This is a genomic window from Moraxella atlantae NBRC 14588 (assembly GCF_001591265.1).
GTDB classification, from domain to species: Bacteria; Pseudomonadota; Gammaproteobacteria; order Pseudomonadales; family Moraxellaceae; genus Faucicola; species Faucicola atlantae.
This window is the reverse complement of record NZ_BCUL01000002.1, coordinates 1-18,593: the sequence shown is the minus strand read 5'-3', so window position 1 is coordinate 18,593 and position 18,593 is coordinate 1. Positions and strand designations below refer to the sequence as shown.

The 18,593-nt window shown below is 48.3% G+C and carries 13 protein-coding genes; 3 read left to right on the top strand and 10 right to left on the bottom strand.

What is annotated here, in order from left to right; translation table 11 throughout:
- Positions 1 to 7: 7 nt before the first annotated feature.
- From MA2_RS01505 to MA2_RS01470, 8 genes are all read right to left on the bottom strand, one after another.
- A complete protein-coding gene (locus tag MA2_RS01505; protein ID WP_067055479.1) occupies positions 8 to 1,048 on the bottom strand; it encodes a hypothetical protein in 1,041 nt (346 codons plus the stop codon).
- A gap of 78 nt (positions 1,049 to 1,126) precedes the next feature.
- Entirely contained in the window at positions 1,127 to 2,242 is a 1,116-nt protein-coding gene (gene aroB, locus MA2_RS01500) for a 3-dehydroquinate synthase (RefSeq protein WP_211269843.1), read from the bottom strand.
- Positions 2,239 to 2,811 (bottom strand): shikimate kinase, encoded by a 573-nt coding sequence (locus tag MA2_RS01495; RefSeq protein ID WP_067055476.1) that lies wholly within the window; start codon positions 2,809 to 2,811, stop codon positions 2,239 to 2,241. The genes aroB and MA2_RS01495 overlap by 4 nt, the downstream gene beginning before the upstream one ends.
- A gap of 102 nt (positions 2,812 to 2,913) precedes the next feature.
- The gene (locus MA2_RS01490) at positions 2,914 to 5,118 is read right to left on the bottom strand and encodes a type IV pilus secretin PilQ (RefSeq protein WP_249024932.1); all 2,205 of its coding nucleotides are present in this window, start codon (positions 5,116 to 5,118) and stop codon (positions 2,914 to 2,916) included.
- A 126-nt stretch (positions 5,119 to 5,244) separates the two neighbouring features.
- Complete coding sequence (locus MA2_RS01485; RefSeq protein WP_067055470.1) at positions 5,245 to 5,781, bottom strand: pilus assembly protein PilP; 537 nt, start codon at positions 5,779 to 5,781, stop codon at positions 5,245 to 5,247.
- Positions 5,771 to 6,526 carry a type IV pilus inner membrane component PilO gene (locus MA2_RS01480; RefSeq protein ID WP_079352004.1) on the bottom strand — a complete coding sequence of 252 codons (756 nt, stop codon included), beginning with the start codon at positions 6,524 to 6,526 and terminating at the stop codon, positions 5,771 to 5,773. The genes MA2_RS01485 and MA2_RS01480 overlap by 11 nt, the downstream gene beginning before the upstream one ends.
- A gap of 3 nt (positions 6,527 to 6,529) precedes the next feature.
- On the bottom strand, positions 6,530 to 7,246 hold the full coding sequence (locus tag MA2_RS01475) for a PilN domain-containing protein (protein WP_067055467.1): 717 nt from the start codon (positions 7,244 to 7,246) through the stop codon (positions 6,530 to 6,532).
- The gene (locus tag MA2_RS01470; RefSeq protein WP_067055464.1) at positions 7,246 to 8,307 is read right to left on the bottom strand and encodes a pilus assembly protein PilM; all 1,062 of its coding nucleotides are present in this window, start codon (positions 8,305 to 8,307) and stop codon (positions 7,246 to 7,248) included. The genes MA2_RS01475 and MA2_RS01470 overlap by 1 nt, the downstream gene beginning before the upstream one ends.
- A gap of 266 nt (positions 8,308 to 8,573) precedes the next feature.
- On the opposite strand from MA2_RS01470, the gene MA2_RS01465 reads away from it, so the two are divergent.
- The 3 genes from MA2_RS01465 (at position 8,574) to MA2_RS01455 (ending at position 15,222) form a co-directional block, all read left to right on the top strand.
- Positions 8,574 to 11,384 (top strand): penicillin-binding protein 1A, encoded by a 2,811-nt coding sequence (locus MA2_RS01465; protein ID WP_067055460.1) that lies wholly within the window; start codon positions 8,574 to 8,576, stop codon positions 11,382 to 11,384.
- 323 nt (positions 11,385 to 11,707) lie between these two features.
- Positions 11,708 to 12,658, top strand: coding sequence for a tetratricopeptide repeat protein (locus tag MA2_RS01460; RefSeq protein WP_067055457.1), 951 nt, complete (start codon positions 11,708 to 11,710; stop codon positions 12,656 to 12,658).
- A gap of 194 nt (positions 12,659 to 12,852) precedes the next feature.
- Positions 12,853 to 15,222 (top strand): esterase/lipase family protein, encoded by a 2,370-nt coding sequence (locus tag MA2_RS01455; protein ID WP_245945334.1) that lies wholly within the window; start codon positions 12,853 to 12,855, stop codon positions 15,220 to 15,222.
- A 138-nt stretch (positions 15,223 to 15,360) separates the two neighbouring features.
- On the opposite strand, the gene MA2_RS01450 is transcribed toward MA2_RS01455, so the two are convergent.
- Together MA2_RS01450 and dnaX are read right to left on the bottom strand one after the other, a co-directional pair.
- Positions 15,361 to 16,260: a LysR family transcriptional regulator gene (locus MA2_RS01450; RefSeq protein ID WP_067055455.1), complete on the bottom strand. Its 900-nt coding sequence runs from the start codon at positions 16,258 to 16,260 to the stop codon at positions 15,361 to 15,363.
- A 217-nt stretch (positions 16,261 to 16,477) separates the two neighbouring features.
- A partial coding sequence (gene dnaX, locus MA2_RS01445; protein WP_067055452.1) for a DNA polymerase III subunit gamma/tau occupies positions 16,478 to 18,593 on the bottom strand: 2,116 nt, incomplete at its 5' end.

The following is an 18,593-nucleotide window of genomic DNA, read 5'->3' as shown; positions in this document are numbered from 1 at the left end:
AATGCCGCTAGTTGCCACTGTTGCTGCTTGTGCTACCGTTACCCACATTATTACCGCTGTTACTGCTTGACCCACTATTTTCACTGCTACGCACTGGACGCTCGCGCGGTGGTTCAGGCGGCAGCTTGGGTGGCGCGCCGCTTTCAACAGGCAGCGGACGCGATTCGCTGTGCGGTGCACGGGTTTCTTGAATCGACAACGTATCTTGTTTATTGCTTGACTCTTTGATACTGCGCGCAGGTTTTGCGGTGCTATCGCTGTCTTTGGGTTTTGGCTTATCTTGCGTTTTATCAGACGTTGTGTTGCTTGATTCGCTGCTGCTCGCTTTTGGTTTATTGTCAGTGGTTGGTTTTGGCTTGGCTTTGGGCGCAGGCAGTTCTTTGTTGGTTTTATTAAGCTTTACCGCGCGTGGAGCGTTACTCAAATCTTGCACTGGCAAGCTAATTTCATAATCGTCCATGATAGGCTCATAGACGCTGATGCTCTCAACAATCGGCTTCACATTCGGCGGTAAATCAAACTTAATATCGCGGCTGGCATTGACTGCATCAGCTTGGCTACCAAACAACCCATAGGTCAGTACATAGCGTTTTTGCGCATCAGGGTTTTCTTTATTGCTTTTGGCGTTGCCATTGGTGATACGAAAATAATTGAACTGCTTACGATCGTCACGGGTCAAGAGATAATCTGCCACCACATCATGCTCGCCAACATTCATCACCTGCACGGTGTATTTGTTTTTATTGGCTTTGATGAAATTAATGTCTTTAAATTCATCAGGATAGCTGCGCATATCACGAATAACGGCATCAAATTCGACAGGTTTGACCAGTTCAACTGTCTCATTGGGTGCCTTACTTGCCAATAAAGCCGCTGGATCGGGGATAATGGGATTATCAGCGGTCTGCCCTTGTTTGGTCAGCGCTGGCTTGACTTGTGACGCACCCCAAACCACAAAGGTCAATGCACCTGCCGCTGCAGCAAACAGTAGCCAAATAGTGACTCGAAATGCCCAAGAACGGTAGGCGTTTGATAACGTCGCAATCATGAATCAGCCTTGTAAAATCAGCATATATTAATCAGCAAAGCGCAAAAAATCTTAAAGTCAATAGGGTCAAAGAACTATCTAATCTGCAATCGCTTGACCTACCAGCACTGCTTGTAGTGCCATCGGGTCATAATCAGCAGTGATAATCGCCTGCCCTAGCGCTTGCAGTAAAATCAAACGAATCTTACCTGCCTGCACCTTTTTGTCATGCTGCATCAAATCCAGCGCAGTATCAGTCGCAATCACTGGCGGTGTCACGGGTAGATTAGCAGCAGCAATCAAGGCTTGTGCGCGCGCCACGTCATTGGCACTAAGCCAACCCATACGTTGCGACAGCCGCATGGCTTGTAGCATACCCGCCGCTACCGCCTCGCCATGTAGCCAGCTGCCATAGCCCATGTGGGTTTCAATAACATGTCCAAAAGTGTGTCCAAAATTTAGCAACGCGCGCTGCCCTGCCTCAAACTCATCTTCGGCAACCAAATTTGCCTTATGTTGACAACACGTCAAAACTGCGTACGCCAAGGCTTGGGTATCTAGTGCAAGCAGACATGACATGTTAATCTCAAGCCATGCCAAAAATTCAACATCGCCAATCAGCGCGTATTTGATGACCTCTGCCAAACCTGCCGAAAGCTCACGGGCTGGCAACGTCGCCAAGGTTGCCATATCTGCCAGCACCAGTCGCGGCTGCCAAAACGCCCCAATCATATTTTTGCCCAGTGCGTGATTGATGCCTGTTTTGCCACCAACGCTAGAATCGACTTGTGCCAATAGCGTGGTTGGAATTTGGATAAAATCCACCCCACGCATAAAACACGCAGCTGCAAAACCAACCATATCGCCAATCACGCCACCACCCAACGCGATCAAGGTACAATCACGGTTAAAGTGCGCCGCCATCAACGTATCAAAAATCCTATCAATCGACGCTTGCGTTTTGTACACCTCACCATCAGGTAGAATACAGGTTTGCACTATTTTGTCTTGCGGCAAACCTGCCAACAACGCTTCTAAATACAGTGGCGCGACGGTGTCATTAGTGACCACCAAAACTTGTTTACCACGAATATATGACACAAAGTCAAAACCTGCCAATAAATTTTGCCCAATCACAATCGGGTAGCTGTGCGCTTGGGCATGAACGGTTAAGGTATGGTAAATTTCAAAAGATTGCGCGTGCGTCATGATCATATAGATTCGTGGTTTGTTTCGCCTTGTGTTAATAGGCGTGTAGGTAAGGCGGAGGGCTGCGCCAGTTGGTCTAAAATCTCTTGCACCAGTCGCCGCGGTGAGCTATGCCCTGTAATGACCTCTACGTCTGCCAATTGCTGATAAATCGGTGCACGCATGGCAAAAATTTCAGCCAAGCGTTGTCTGGGGTTTTCGGTTTGTAGCAAGGGGCGATTGCGATCGCGACAGGTGCGCGCGTACTGGGTATCAACACTGGCATTTAGATAAATTACCCAACCACGCTGTAACAAGGCGTGATTATCGGGCGTGACCACCGCGCCACCGCCTGTGGCAATCACGCAGCCGCTTTGCTGGGTCAGGCGTGCAAGCATGCGTGTTTCGCGCTCACGAAAACCCGCCTCACCTTCTTTATCAAAAATCCAGCCAATACTTGCACCTGCTGAGGCTTCAATTTCTTTGTCACTGTCAAAAAAATCATAGCCTAACTGCTGTGCCAGTAGCTTGCCAATCGTCGTTTTGCCTGCACCCATTGGCCCAATTAGTACCAACAGTGGCGGTAGTGTCTGCATAAAAAACCACAAATCATCGTCTTACTTAACGTCATTATACGATGATTTGCGGTAAACTACCATATATCGCCCAAACACTTTAAGCGTGATACGCTATCAGCCTTATCGTCCACGGCTTAGGTTGTCATTGACCAATTTAGGCGTGATGAAAATGAGTAACTCTTCTTTGGTATTGGTTTTGCTAGTACGTTTAAAGAAGCGATCGATGTAGGGAATATCACCCAAAAACGGTACTTTGGTCACGCCATTGGTAACGTTGTTTTTAAACACGCCGCCTAAGACCACGGTTTGCCCATCATCCACCACCACATTGGTTTGGATCGAATCTTTAGCAACTGCGGTTGCGCCGTTGATGATGGTCGGTGAACCATTTTCAATATTAAGCTGCATGCCAATGCGCCCATCGGGGGTAATGTTTGGTGTGACCTCAAGGCTTAATGCTGCCTCAACAAAGCTGGTTGAAGTCGCGCCACTGGCAGCGGCTTCTTGATATGGAATTTGCGTACCAGACATTACTTTGGCGGTTTGTTTGTCGGCGGTCAGTACTTTTGGACTTGAGATAACCTCACCCTTATTGTCCGCCTGCATGGCAGATAGCTCAAGATCAAGCAATAAGTCTGAGATACTCAACAAGCCAAATGCAATGCGCCCTGCAGGATCCGCCACCGTACCTAAATTAACGTTCAAGTTATCGGGGCGTGTAATTGTATATTCTGGGTAAGAAATACTCTGTCCATTTACCGTTATGGTCTGCATGTCATATTTTTTTAGATCCCATAGTGTCTGCTGAGAGCCACCCACCAGTAAGTCGCGGTTTTTGTGCACACCGTTGGACAAAATGCCCCATTTAACACCCATCTCTTTACTAAAGCCATCATTGGCACTGACGATACGCGCCTCGATCATAACTTGGCGGACAGGGATATCAAGTTTACTGACCAGTTCACGAATATTGCCAATCACTTCAGCAGTATCTTGCACAATCAACGTATTGGTACGCGCATCAATCGTCACTGTACCGCGTGGCGATAATAATGAGCCATTGCCGCTGTCGTTGGTTGTGCTGCGGCGTGATTCAATCATTTGGCGCAGTTGATCAGCTTGCGCATAGTTGAGCCGAATAAATTCGGTACGCAGTGGGGCAAGCTCTTTGTTTTTTTGTAACGCTTGTAATTGCGCCTGTTCTTGGTCTTGTAACTCTTGGGCAGGTGCAACCCAAATCACATTGCCATTGACACGCTTATCTAGGTTTTTACTTTTTAAAATAATATCAAGTGCTTGATCCCACGGTACATTAATCAAGCGTAAGGTGATATTACCGCTGACCGAATCGCTGGCGATGATATTGGTGTTGGTATGCTGCCCCAAAACCTCTAAAATCGTGCGCACGCTGACGTCTTGGAATTCAAGCGACAATGGCTCGCCTGTGTAGGTGCGCTCCTCCAACGTCGGCTCTGTCAAGCGTTTGGGTGGGGTGACGTTGATGTTAAGCTGGCTGCCCGTTTGGTAGGCTTTGTACTCATAGTCCCCATTCATTACAAGGCGAATGACGCCATTGTTGCCTTGGTTGTTGGCAACCACTGTTTGCACCAAGCCTGCGCCTGCAGTTTGGTGTTGCAAGCGCGCAGGAATCGTCGCGCCTGTCATGCGTACCACCAACTCATCACCGTTGCGTTGAATATCCAGTGGGATGTTGGGATTACTGACATTGATGGCGACGGTGCTGCCGTTGCCTTGTGGTGATACATTGATTGAGCTTAAGCCGTCATAGTTATAGCTGCGTGAAAAACTGGCAGATGGGTTTAATAGCGGATTGACTTTAACCACCATGGTATCACGCGGTACTGGGGCGGCATTTTTATCGGCGATAGGCTCCACAGCAGGCGGTGTCGCAACGACGGGTGCTGATGATGTTCCCACAAATGTGGGTGATACAGGCGTTTGGCTGCTAACAGCTGCGCTAGGTGATTGCATACTAATCACCAAACGGTGATTATCCATGCGTGTGCTAAGTGGCTGCTGGTCATTGATACCGATAATCAATCGGGTGGTGTTACCACCTTCAACCGCCGTTACGTCTTTGATATTGCCTTGGTTAAAGGATATTAGGCGATCTTTTAACCCTTGATCAACATTGTTAAAATCCAGTACAAGGCGTTTGGGATGATCAAGTTCATACGCCGTTGGTTTGACTGGTTGATTGGAAAAATCAACGCTGAGCTCAGTGATACCTGGCATCGGCTCGCTGACGCTGACGGCGTTGATGCTGGTATCGGCTGCCAAAGCCGCTTGGCCCAATATTGCCATGCCCACCGCAAGGCTTACAGCCGATCGCTTGGCTGATGTTGTGTGCATTGAATGTAAACAGCTACGACGCAAGTACGCAAATATTGTCATGGGAAAATCCTTTATCATCTTTTTGGCTAGGTCGTATTAATTGGCAGCGACTACCAGTGTATTGGGTTTTTCGACATAACCGACGCGACTATCGGGTACGATTTCAATAATATTGATTTGACTGGGGGTAATCTCAGCAATGCGCCCGTCATTTTTACCCAAGTAATTGCCTACCCCTACTGTAGCAATACTGCCATCAGGGCGTTGAATTAAGGCAACTTGCTGCCCAGTTTGTGACACCACGGTGCCTTTATAGCTAAGCTCGCTGAGCTCAAACTGTTCAAGCGGTTCTTTAAGACGCGTCACATCGGGGCGTACGCCTTGGATCTGCTCTTGCTGAGTTGCCTGTAGCATTTGGCTTGGCGGCATAAATGGGCTGCGCAAATTTTGCGCGCTGTAGTTAAACGCCTCGACAATCTCAGGCTCAGGCGGTGGCTGAATCGGCTGAGCAGATTGGTTACGAATATCTTGCATGTCTTGCTGCGCCAATGCCACACGATCTTGACATCCCGTGAGGCTTAACACCGTCATGCCGCTAACAAGGATGGCAGTCTGTAATGATTTATTTAGCATCACTTGCCTCCTGTTTGGCATCTTTACCTGCTGTGGTATCTTCGCTGATCTCTTTTGAGCGATAGGTTTTGGTATTGAGCACCAAATTAAGCTCAGGCAGATGATCAAGACTTGGCTGTGGGTTGGTCACTTCAAAGTCATGCAAAGTAATAATCCGCGGCAGTTTGGCAAGTCCACTTAAAAAGTGCCCAAATTCATGATAATTACCGACAGCAGCAATGCGAATCGGCTGTTCGATAAACAGCTCTTGAGAAACTTCTGGCTCAACTTTGATATCTTGGAAACGAATGTTACTGTTCATGCCCGCCATGTTGATGCCATCAACCAAATCAGAAATACGGGTTTCTTTGGGCAATTGATTGAGTAGCTCACGAAAATCACCTTGCATTTTTGCCACTTGGTCTTCGTACTCTTTGAGATGGCGTGCTTTTGATTCTTTTTCGCGGTATTGATCCAGCAAGGTCTGTTGCTCTGCTTCAGCAGAGGCAATTTCTTCTCGCTTACTGGTGATGGGTAAAAACCATGTCAAAAACGCCACCAAACCCACGATAAAAGCCAGCACTGTTGCCTTAACAGGTGTCGGCCAGCTACCGTAGTTGTTTTGATCAAGCGATTTAAAACTATCCGCAAATGCCTTGGCGTCAAATGATTTTTTGGCAGGCTTGATAGCTGTGAGTGGCAAGGTTTTGGTGGTTTTGGTTTTACCAAACAGCGGCTTACGGGTAGATTTGGTCAGCTTAACCATCGTTTACTCCTTAGCCGTGCTGGCAGATGTTGCAGACGCGCTTGCCGATGAATTAGCGGTTGATGTTGCCATCGTTGTACTGGCAACAGCACTGGCAGATTGTGCGCTGGTGATTTGGGTGGTTACCACAAACGTGATGTATCTGTCTTCGGGGTACTCCGGTCGTGGCTCAGCTTCACCACCAGCGGTATTGGTGGGTTGTGGATTGGGGGTAGCGTTTTGATATGCCACGGCATTGGGCTGACTTAAGCTGACCACCGCGGAATCTTGCAGCCATTTAGAACCGTCTAAATTGCGAATCAACGTTGATACTGTGTTCGGATTATCAGCTTGACCTGTGAAGGTAATAACATCTCCTTCGCGCTTCATGTTGGTTAGGTACATTTGCGCCGGCACTAAGCGCGCAATATCGTCCCACACATGGACAGGCACAGGGCGGCGACCTTGTAAATCTTGAATGACTTTCATGCGCTCGATGATATCGTTACGCTGTTGCTCTAACGTTGAGATTTGCTCTAGTGCCTTGTCTAGCTCCGCGTTCGCCTGTTTGATGCTTTCGTTGGCTTGCTGTTGTTGCTCAAGCTCACGATTAAAATAGCTCCAAGCAGCAAACGCACCTAGCAAAGACAGTAAGAGCACCGCCACAATAAGCGTCATAAATTCTTTGTTTTTGCGCTCGCGAACTTCTTGACGCCAAGGCAGTAAGTTAATGCGTGCCATCAGTCAAAACTCCTTAACGCTAAACCACAAGCCGCCAACAAGCTAGGCGCATCTGCGGTGAGTGCCGTGGGATCAATATGCGCCGCGGTGGTCAAGTTCAAGAAAGGATTGGCAACGCTGGTTGGATTGCCCAACTTTCGCTCAACCAACCGATCAAGCCCTGACAGACCTGCCGTTCCTCCTGCCAGCAAAATATGATCAATGTGGTGGCTTTGACTGGTTGAGAAATAAAACTGTAGCGCGCGCGTGATTTGCTGAACGACCAACTCCATGAATGGATGGAGCACCTCTTGCTGATAATCAGCAGGTAAATTCATACTGCGTTTACTTTGTAAGGCTTCTTCAGGTGTCAGTCCATAGCGGCTTTGAATGCTTTCGGTTAATTGCGCACCACCAAATAACTGTTCACGGCTATAAATAAACTGCCCATCACGCGCAACGTATAATGTTGTTTGGTTATGGCCAATATCAATCAATGCCACATGCTGCGCCTCACCTGCCATTGGCAAGCCATCGACAATCAAGCCCAACGCACGCTCAATAGCAAAAGACTCAACATCAACCACTTTGGTGGTTAAGCCTGCTAAACTCATGACCTCAACGCATTGATCGACGTTCTCACTGCGCGATGCCACCAATAAAACTTCAACCAATTCAGGGCTATTGGGTGATGGCCCTAGCACCTCAAAGTCGATATTAACTTCTTCTAATGGGTAAGGAATATACTGCTCGGCATCCAAGCGAATCCGTGCTTCACGCTCAATATCATTTAAATCACTGTCCATCTCAATGACTTTACTGATGACAGATGTGCCTGCCACTGCCGTTGCCACGTTCTTGGTCGATAAGTTTAAAGAGCGCGCAAGCCCAGCTAAAACATCACTAACCGCTTCAACATCAACGATGCGTTTATCAGCCACCAGCCCCATCGGCAATGGTGCAATGCCATAATTTTTGAGATGAAATAATCCTTGCTGACGGGTTATTTCAACGATTTTTACACTGGTGGTGGTGATATCCACGCCGACCAATTGCCTGTTGTTTTTTGTAAATAACCTCACAACAATGTTCCTTATTGTGCCACAAAGGGTAACTATTCTTAAATGCCGATACCTTACTGTAGTTTAGGTTACATTTCAATGATTTTTGTTGCTGTCTTACTAAACTGGCGTAAAAATCAGATAAGCTGCATCTTGTGACGCTTGTAATTTGCTTTTTAGCGTTTTGTCTATCAAAAAGTCAAGGCAAAAATTTTCACCAACATTTGCGCGACGCTTGCCAATTTTGGTTATAATGTGGTTTTATTTTGCTACAAGCCTCATTCAATATGCCGCAAACTGTTCAACCTCGTCCGTTCTGGCTGTCTTTTTTGCTCAATCTATGCCTAGGTATTGTGGCATTTTTGTTGCTACTCATGTTGGCATTACCTATCGGGTTTTATGGCATGGCGATGTATATCACACCCACGCTACCAAGTTTGGATGAACTCAAACAAGCCAAACTTGCCATGCCGCTGCAAATTTATACCCACGATAACAAGCTGATCGGACAATACGGCAACACCATGTCGCTGCCTGTAAGCTATGAGCAGCTACCCAAAACGATGATCGATGCTTTTTTGGCGGCAGAAGATGCAACGTTTTTTGAGCACAGCGGTATCAGCGTGAAAGGTATTGGACGTGCACTGACCGAGGCGGTCTCTGAGGAAGAGGGACAAACGGGTGGCTCAACCATCACCATGCAGGTGGCAAAAAACTATTTTTTATCGCCCGAGCGCACACTCAACCGCAAACTCACCGAGCTATTTTTGGCGCGTAAAATTGAAGAGCAGCTGACCAAAAAAGAAATTTTGACATTGTATGTCAATAAAATCTATCTGGGCATGGGAGCGTATGGCGTGAAAGCCGCTGCCAAGCAATACTACAGCAAGTCACTGGACAATCTGACAGTTGCTGAGATGGCAATGATCGCAGGACTACCCAAAGCGCCGTCAAAATACAATCCCGTTGCCAATCCTAAGCGCGCACTGGAGCGGCGCAACTGGATTTTGGGACAAATGCTCAAAAATCGCGCAATCACGCAAGCACAATACGAAGAAGCGGTTGCCGCGCCAATCAACCTGCATCTTTACCAAGCCAAACTTGATAAAAACTTTCCCTATTTGGCAGAAATGGCACGCTTTGCCTTGACCGAGCAGTACGGCGAGGGTGTGATTGACTCAGGCTGGCGCGTACGCTTGACCATTGACAGCGACAAACAGCAATACGCCGAAAACGCGCTTAAGCGTGGCTTATTTTCTTATGATCGCCGCCATGGTTGGCGCGGTGCGATCGGTAACACACAGGACAAAGAGCATCCTGCCAAGCTTGCCAACTACCCTGTGATGAGCGGGTTGTATCCTGTTGAAATTATCAAAGCGCCTGCAGGCGGCACCGCACAAGCAGTCATGCAAAATGGTACCCAGATTGAAATTCCGTGGTCAGGACAACGGTGGGCGACATTGCATTATAAAACCCCCGATGTAACCTACACCTCCAACAACATCATCAAGCCGCATGACATTGTGTATGTGACTCGCCGCGGCACCAGTAGCGACTGGACGCTGGTACAGATCCCTGCCGTTGAGGGTGCGCTTGTGTCGATCAACCCCGAAAACGGGGCATTGTTGGCAGTGGTTGGCGGCTTTGATTTTTATAAAAGCAAATTTAACCGCGCGTTGCAAGGCTATCGCCAACCAGGTTCGACCATCAAGCCACTGATCTACACCGCAGCATTAGAAAAAGGCTTTAGTCCCGACACCTTGATTTCTGATGGCCCGCTTAAAGTGGGTGACTGGACACCAAAAAACGCCGATGGGCGCAACCTTGGCATGATTCCGCTACGCAAAGGCTTGTATATGTCACGTAACTTGGTGTCAATTCGCGTCCTACAATCCACGGGCGTTCCGCGTACGCGCGAGCTGTTAGAGCAGTTTGGTCTAGAAAAGGACAAAATGCCTACCACCTTGTCCTTAGCGTTGGGTGCAGGCGATGCAACCCCTGTGCAGATGGCAACAGGCTATTCAACATTTGCTAATGGCGGTCACCGCATTCAGCCATATTTTATCGAGCAAATTTTTGACTATAACAACCGCTTACTCTACCAAGCCAATCCGCAGCAAGCTTGCGCGGTATGTTTTAACCAACAGCTAGAAAAAACCAATGCCGAGCTACTCAAGCAGCATGACGAAAAACTACAAGCCCTGGCAGCAGGTATACCACAGACAGATAGCAAAAAGCCTGAAGAGCCTGCCGACTTGCTCAACGATAACCCACTAGCAGGTTATAAAGCCAATCCTGATAAAGACAAGGAAAAGGCGGACAAAGAAAAAGAGAAGCAAGCGCAGCAAGCAAAAGACAGTAAAAACAAAGACCAAGACAGCAAAGCGCTGACCCCCGAAGAGCAAGCTGCCCAAACTGCCGCTGCCCTACAAGCCCGTAACGCGCAGCTACAAGCACAACTATATGACGCAGGCCCCGACACAGACAAGCTTAAAGCCCCTGTTGAGCAGCTAACGACCGCACAGCAAGCGCCGCGGATTATCTCTGCCAGCAACGCCTACAACATGGCAAATATCTTGCGCGATGTGGTGCAAAGAGGCACAGGACGACGCGCGCTTGCGTTAAATCGCTCAGACATCGGCGGTAAAACAGGTACCACCAATGACGCCAAAGACGCTTGGTTTGCAGGCATCAACCCCAACATGGTGACCATCGTTTGGGTTGGCTTTGACCAACCGATGGGTCTAGGACGGCGTGAATTCGGTGGCGTGGCAGCGTTGCCGATTTGGATGGACTACACCTCAAGAGCCCTACAAAATACGCCTGTTGAATGGGTATCGGTGGACAACCGCGCCAAGTCCAAAAAACAAGAGCAAGAAACCATCGAATTAACCGATGAAGGCGAACGCCGTGTTGATAGCAAGGGCAAGCCCATCAAAGACGGCACAAGCAAGAATCAAGACAATGATGGCAAGCCACCACAAGCCGTCGCGCGTAAACGTCCTGAAGAAGTCGCCTCTGAGCCCGATACAGGGTCAAATTTTGCCCAGTTAGCGACCAACGAGCCTGTGGCACATGACACCACCAGCACACCTTAGCAGGCGTTTTGTTTGCGCCAATAGCAGATTTTAGACTCACTATCTAAAATCTGCTGACAAATATCGAGTCGCTATCATCACCTGTGTAGTGGTTGGCTGAAGTAAGTTTAACAATCCTACTACTGACATGGCGGCAATTTTGCGTCATCGTATTTATTATGCCGCTTTGAGACGACAGCCCCAACGGCTTACCACAAGGCGGTGTTGTAATTAATAACTGTTTTTAATAACTGTTTACTCACCTATTTCATCACAAATAACCGACGCACCGTAGATAATCATGCGTAGATCATCATAAACGGTGTTTTGTAAGGATTGATTGTATGTTGCAACGTTTTGCCCCTACTTTGATTGCTATCGCCTGTGCTAGCCTGCTTGCGCCATTGCCTGCCCAAGCTGCCAAACCACGCGCCACCTCCAGCGCAAGCAAAATTAATGCCAAAAAAGCCGCAAAAATACCGCCTAGCAGTACCGCGCAAGGCTCTGAAGTTGTTGTAAATCCAGTAACTTCTGATGATCTGGTGATCTTATCTGCTGAGCCTGGCTTGACCACGATTAGCTATCCTAAAGCCAATGCCGTGTCTTGGGTGGGTACAGATATTGCTGCTCAAGGCTTACGCAATGTTGCTATGCCCACGCTGAGCCTTAGCGAGGTGACCACCGTACCTACTGTGATTGTACCTGCCACCACCAATGCCAACGGTACGATGCTGGATGTCAGCGTTGTTGATGACTTTTTGGCAGAAGCATCACCCAAAGCACGTCACTATCCACCTGTGTTTGCCAATCGTACCGATCGCTACAACACCACCCAACGTCTAAAACAGCTAACAGGCTGGATTGAGCCGTATGCCGCGCGCCCTGATGCATCGTACGAGGTGTTGCTACGCGCCGCCAAACTCAATGCCATGGGACGCAACCTTGATTTGGGCTCAAATTATGCCGTACGCGCGAGCAACTATGTCACGCGCGCGATGAGACTCAACGATAGCGCAGAGGCTAATTTTTTGTATGGCGCGATGTTGGCAGAAGGTGGCGGCTTTCAAGAAGGGGCTAAATACTTAGAAAAAGCCGAGCGCATGGGCTATAAAGAGGCGACCCAAAGCTTGGCACAGGCTGATTTGCTTGATGATAAGCGCGACAATGCCATTCGCCGTTTGAATGAATTTAAAGCGCAAAATCCAAACGATCCGTACATCGATGCCCAGCTTGCCATCGTCAACAGCGGTAAATACTACATTTGGGAAATCCCTGCTGCTACCACCCAACGCTAATTGGTGTGCTTGCTTATTGAGCAGGTTTATCTAGACCCAACCGTGGTTTAGTATAATGTTTCATGTGCCCTATCAGTCAGTTTGATAGGGTATTTTTTGTGCGTTAAGTTGGGTAAAATAGCGTACTGTTTCGTCACCTTGATCAAGCTGTTAGTCAAAAATTTGCGCTTAATTTCCTCTTTAGTGCCCGCTTCATGAATGTTAATACCTTTGCGTTTCATCCAATCCCAGATAAGCAACCCAACAACCAGCCGCTTGCTTTAATGCCCTATCGGCTCAATCGGTTATGGCGTTTGGGTCTTGGTATGTTGGGCGCGGTCAGTCTGCTGTCTTTGGCCGCTTGTCAAACCATCCCCGTTGGCAAACGCAGCACCGCGCAAGCCATCATGGCACAACGCGCCGATGTATTAACCAGCCAACGCCTAAGCAATGACACCCAAAGCCGTTTGCTTGGCGCAGGGTTACAGGCCGATGACTGCTTGGCTGATATGCCGCGCTGCATTGTCAGCTTGCAAAAAGCGAATTTTAGCAATGATAAATCCTTGTATGGCGCGTACAGTGAGCTGTTTTATTCTGCTGCTTTGCGGTTCAAAGATGGCTATCGCTGCAGCCCATCGCCACGCGAACTGGCGACCGACTATGCCAAACAGTATGTCAGTGACACGCCGCCCCCACCCGATCCCAAAACTGGTGAGCGTCCGATAGATTGCCAAGCAGCACTTGAAGATAGCATGCTGCAAGCTGTACGCTTTGCTTATATTTATTTGATGTACGATTGGATCCAAAAACCTGAACATATAGATAACTCACCAAACACAAATACAGATTTGGAAACCAGTCTCACGGCAGCTAGCCGTGACAGCCAAACCATTTATCCGCCGCGTGAGCGCGATGTGCAAATTAAAGATATTTATAACGCTGCCTTGGATGAGCTGGGCGATCGGCTGTATGAAAATAGATTCAAGCCAAGTTATCAAGTCAATGACAACCGTATTCAGATCAATCTGGGGCAGGTATCAACCGAGAAAGCACACTCACCAACGCGCCTAGTGTCTAGTAACCAAATCAATCTATCGAAGTTTAACAGCATCAGCCGCCGCGATGGTTTTGGTGTTGATTATGTGATGATTTTGGATGACCGCTACACGGTATCGGTGCGTAATCAAATTTTAAACAGCCAACGTAACAATCTATCTTTGCAAGAACGGATTCATACGCTAGGACACTTGCCCGTGACTTTGCTGTTGATACCGCAAGGCAATGATCTAGACACGCTGCTCAAAACCCGTGACTTTACCTTGAGTATCTATGACCCGTTTGAAACACAGCGTACCACCGTGCTAGGTCAGCCTGTCGCCTTATCAGCAAATTTTTCGGCGGCGTACGGCATGTGGTTAAGTGACAACTCACTAAGCCCAATTAGCAAGCTTAACATGCTGAGCAAAAACTTTCAGACCACCCAGCCGCATGTGTTTATGCTAGAGCCGTACGATCCCAACAAACGCGTCATCATCATGCTACACGGCTTGGCATCAAGCCCTGAGACGTGGATTAGTCTGACCAATGATATTTTTAATGACCCGACATTGCGCGATAACTACCAAGTTTGGCAAGTGTTTTATCCAACCAATCTGCCGATTTTAGAAAACCGCTATCAAATCGCCGAACTGCTGCAAGCTGCGTTTAAACAAGTCGATCCAACAGGCAGTGCGCCTGCCAGCCAACATGCGGTGCTAATTGGGCATAGCCTAGGCGGTGTCATCGGGCGGATGTTGGTGTCAAATGATGATCTGCGCCCACACCTGCGTGATCTGATCAACCAAAACCCGAGCGCACCCGACGCCTATGCCATGCGCCAGCTTGAACAAACGGTTACCAGCCGTGATGCGTTTAACGACCGCTTTATACTCCATGCCATGCCGCAAGTCGATCGGGCAATTTTTATCAACGCACCATTTCGTGGTACAGACTTTGCCGATCGCTGGTTTGCGCGTGCGCTGCGTCGTTTGATCCATTTGCCTGCAGGTTTTTTGCAAACCGTTAGCCAAAACTTGACCAGTATTTTTACCGAAGGTGAATTGGCAAACAACCCACTGGCAGGGCTATTTTTGCAAAATGGTGCAAGTCAGCTTAGCGATCAATCGTTTTTTGTTCAGCTGACCAAAAACCTACGCGTCACTCCACGTGTTACGACCAATGTATTGATTAGTGCCAATGATAAGGACTTGCTCAACGCGTTGCAGCAAAGCAAAGCCGCCGCCGACAGCCCAACTGTAACGTTTTATAATTCTGCCAATTTGCAAGCCGCGCAAGCACGTCTCGACGAAAATCAGCAGCTTTTGCAGCAAGTCAAAACAGAGGTGACAGGCAATATATCCGATGGCGTAGTGCCTTACAGCAGCTCACACCTAGACGGCGCAGAAAGCGAGAAAATCTTTAGCGGTAAGCACGATATCCATACCGATCCGCAAGCGATTTTAGAATTGCGTCGGATTTTGCGCCGCCAGTTGCGTGAATACCCAACACCCAACAAGACAATGAACAAGGCAGCAAGCAAGATTTAAGCCAACAATATGCTGTTCTAATCAGTACGCGCCTTGACAAAACTTGGTTAAATCTTGCATAAACTTAGCCAAACATCGTCACAAAAAAAACGGCTTATCATGAACAAGCCGTTTTAACTATCACATGCACATAAAACACTAGATTTTGCTAAAGTATTTTGTCAAAACTTCAAGACAGCGTATGATTTTAGCAGGTTGTTGCTCGCGGTTAGGCGTGACAGCGTATAACATATAGCTAGGTAGCTGATAGCCTGGTAGCACCTCGACCAACTCGCCATTTGCCAATTCTTTTTGAACATCCAATGACATCAAACGCACCACACCATGCCCTTCTTTTGCCAACGTGGTTGCCATCATGACGTTATTGGTTTGAATACGTGAGTTGAGTTTGACGCGAGTTTTTTTGCCGCCCTCAACACTGGTCAAATCCAATTGCATAGGGTCTTTGAGCAGACTGATACCGATAATTTGTAGTTCACTAAGTGCCTTAGGATCGGTAATTTTACCAAACTGGCGCAAGTAATCGGGCGATGCCACGAGTAGCTGACGCACTTCTGTCAAAGGGGTCATCGAAACACTGGTGTCATTTTGCACAGGGGTCATACGCAGCGCAATGTCAATGCGCTCTTCAATCAAATCTACGTATTGGTTGTCCGCCTCAAAATGAATCGTCAAGTCATCGTGTGCCGCCATCCACGATGACAACGCAGGCAACAAGTGATTGACCGCGATTTCTGGTGTGGTCGCAATGCGCAGATTACCTGCTAGCTCGTCACGCAGCTGATTGACGCGAATACGTCCTTGCTCGGCTGCCGCCACCACATCTTTGGCACTTTCATAAAAGCTTGCACCCGCTTCAGTTAAGCTGAGCTTACGGGTTGAGCGGTGGAGCAGCACCACGCCCAAGTCATTTTCAAGAGAGCGAATTTGTTGGCTGACCGCGCTGGTTGTGATACCCAATTCTTTGGCGGCACCGCTGAACGAGCCATGACGCACCACACTGGCGAATACCGCCATACCTCTTAAATTATCTAACATAATAAACCTAGTTGTGTGTCGTAAAACTGATGGTTTAACGTTGTAACGTTAAGGCTGTATTATACGCATTTATGAAATAGATTTAAACAATCCTACCAAAATTTTATTGTAGCTTTGTAAAAATTTCTTGCTAAAAAAATACAATTTAGCTAAACATTCACCCGATGAACAGCTAACCAAAAATAATAGCTAAACAAAGTTGCACACCCGTAGCGCATCATGGTGACTGACTGGCATCGGCGCTATGCGGATGCAATGATACGACAACATTCTCAAGGGGTGCGCGTGCGCTTAGTGCCTGCATGACGGGGCTTTGGCTGATTTGCACGCAAGCAAGATCATGCGCCTGTCGCTTACGTTGATCATCGGCCTGTTCGGGCGTATTAAACACAGGTTGTTGCTCGGTGAGGGTTAGCGTAACTGTGATACCGCTAAATTGCCGACTCAACGCTTTGACCAATTGTTCAAACGCTCCACTCTTGCCCAACACAGCGTCGGCAGTGGTAAATTCACTGACACCATGAATCGCGCCTTGCATGTTACCCTGTTTGGCAAGGGTCAGCTCATCTTTGTTAAGCCAGCTGTTTTCACGCGCTTGATATACCCAATAATCCCATTTGGCAGGTGTCCAATCACCATCAAGTACCTGCTCGGTGGGACGCAGCAGGTCAAACGGCGAAGTTACTACTACTTGTGGTGGGTGCTGGGTGCTGGGTAGCGCAGCGGATGGCAGGGCATCAAACAACGACAGTGCCTGTGCGTCGCTGTCAGGTAAATTTTTTGCGTTTATATCTGCAGCTTGAGCTGTGTTCACATTTGGCTTGTCGTCAGCCAACGCAGGTGCAGCCTCTGCCAATGCTTGTGATGACGTATCAATATTTGGCTGCTCTGATTTGCCCAAACTCGTATCTTGCGCCGCTAAATTGAAATGTTCGCTGCCATCGAATGTCAGCTTGTTCGCCACATTTTTAACGGGTGGTTCAACGTTTGGCACAGGCTTGGTAGATGCATCACTTGATAAGACTGGCGGTTGATTGGTTGTTTTTAAATTTTCTTCAAAATCTGTGCCTAAATTTGCATTTGGCTGATCTTGCACTTGGACAAATGCGCTATCAGATTCTTGGGTCGCTGAAGATAACGTTTCGGTACGAGTGTTGAATGAATAGTTAGAATCGGCAAAGGTTGGCACATCAGTGAATGACTGACTGACAGCCATTGGGCTGATGTTTTGCTTGTCGGTCGCCTGTTGCCTATCGTCCAGTGATGGATTGGGTGTCGGTGCGTCTGGACTGTTTGGGCTATTTGGATTGGGCAAACTTGTTAAATTGGGTTTAGCGACAGGCACAAACTGCGGTGCAAGCGGCTTGAATGCCAACAAGCGCAGCAAACACATATCGAGTGCTTGTTGGGGCGTATTTGCCAACGCCAATTGCTCACGCGCCTTGACGATGATGTCATAATATAGCTGCACCAACGGCGGGGCAATCTGACGGGCAAGCGTGACCAGTTTATCCGCCTCATGCGCAGGCAAGCCCATATCCGCTGCTAAATCCAACGCTGGTAACACCTGCACCAACGCTACTTGGTGCAAGATATCTGCCAACGTGTCCATCACCGCTTTGGCATCGACCACTTGCGCGCGTAATTGGCGCATCATAGTACTGACCGCATCCAGCTGCTGCGTCGCAATCGCCGACAACAACGCCACCAAATCAGCTTGGTCGATCAAGCCCAACATCTGCTCGATGGTGTCCGCATGAATCACTCCACCGCCAAACGCAATCGCTTGATCAGTCAAAGACAGCGCATCACGCACCGAACCTTTGGCACTGTTTGCCAGTTGCCACAGCGCAGCCTCATCAAAGCCGATGTTCTCTTGCCGCAAAATTTGCCCAAGATATACCACCAACTGGTTAGCAAGCATCGGGCGCAAGACAAATTGCAAACAGCGTGAAATAATCGTCACGGGCAATTTTTGTGGATCGGTGGTGGCAAGCAAAAACTTGACGTGCTCGGGCGGCTCTTCAAGGGTTTTGAGCAGCGCGTTAAAGCTGTGCGTAGACAGCATATGCACTTCGTCAATCAAATATACCTTGTAGCGCCCCTGCGTTGGCGCATATGGCACGTTGTCGAGTAGCTCGCGTGTGTCTTCCACTTTGGTGCGTGAGGCGGCATCAATTTCAATCAAATCAATAAACCGCCCTGCATCAATCGCTTGACAGGTATTGCACACGCCGCATGGCTCGCTGGTGATACCCGTTTCACAGTTGAGACACTTTGCCAAAATCCGCGCAATTGTGGTCTTACCTACCCCACGCGTGCCTGTGAACAAA

Coding starts and splice junctions, on each gene's coding strand:
- MA2_RS01505 (WP_067055479.1), bottom strand. CDS start 1,048: ATGATTGCGACGTTATCAAACGCCTACCGTTCTTGGGCATTTCGAGTC.
- aroB (WP_211269843.1), bottom strand. CDS start 2,242: ATGATCATGACGCACGCGCAATCTTTTGAAATTTACCATACCTTAACC.
- MA2_RS01495 (WP_067055476.1), bottom strand. CDS start 2,811: ATGCAGACACTACCGCCACTGTTGGTACTAATTGGGCCAATGGGTGCA.
- MA2_RS01490 (WP_249024932.1), bottom strand. CDS start 5,118: ATGGCAATATTGGGCCAAGCGGCTTTGGCAGCCGATACCAGCATCAAC.
- MA2_RS01485 (WP_067055470.1), bottom strand. CDS start 5,781: ATGCTAAATAAATCATTACAGACTGCCATCCTTGTTAGCGGCATGACG.
- MA2_RS01480 (WP_079352004.1), bottom strand. CDS start 6,526: ATGGTTAAGCTGACCAAATCTACCCGTAAGCCGCTGTTTGGTAAAACC.
- MA2_RS01475 (WP_067055467.1), bottom strand. CDS start 7,246: ATGGCACGCATTAACTTACTGCCTTGGCGTCAAGAAGTTCGCGAGCGC.
- MA2_RS01465 (WP_067055460.1), top strand. CDS start 8,574: ATGCCGCAAACTGTTCAACCTCGTCCGTTCTGGCTGTCTTTTTTGCTC.
- MA2_RS01460 (WP_067055457.1), top strand. CDS start 11,708: ATGTTGCAACGTTTTGCCCCTACTTTGATTGCTATCGCCTGTGCTAGC.
- MA2_RS01455 (WP_245945334.1), top strand. CDS start 12,853: ATGAATGTTAATACCTTTGCGTTTCATCCAATCCCAGATAAGCAACCC.
- MA2_RS01450 (WP_067055455.1), bottom strand. CDS start 16,260: ATGTTAGATAATTTAAGAGGTATGGCGGTATTCGCCAGTGTGGTGCGT.